The following is a 246-nucleotide window of genomic DNA, read 5'->3' as shown; positions in this document are numbered from 1 at the left end:
GAGACACGGATGACCTGGTGCGCTTCCATCGTATCGGTCTGGATCAGGATGCGATCGGTCTTCTGGGTAGAGGTCTGGGCCTCGCTCTCGCGCACGACGGTAGGGGCGATCTGCGGGGCATGGCCCACGCTGTATTCGCCGTCCAGCGCGGCATAAACGGCTCCGCCCATCAGGCCGGCGCCGCACAGGCCGGTGAGGACCGTTCCCGTCAGCCAGCGGATCGAGACCTTGCGCCGGTCGGGCGCC

The 246-nt window shown here is 67.9% G+C and carries 1 protein-coding gene; it reads right to left on the bottom strand.

Annotation, left to right across the window (positions count from 1 at the left end; genetic code table 11):
• Positions 1-246: hypothetical protein (locus SB756_RS33845; RefSeq protein WP_410913734.1), on the bottom strand; the 246-nt coding region annotated here is incomplete at both ends.

It is taken from the genome of Pseudomonas sp. SIMBA_068 (assembly GCF_046534705.1).
Classification (GTDB): domain Bacteria; phylum Pseudomonadota; class Gammaproteobacteria; order Pseudomonadales; family Pseudomonadaceae; genus Aquipseudomonas; species Aquipseudomonas putida.
This window is presented reverse-complemented; position numbering and strand designations above follow the sequence as displayed.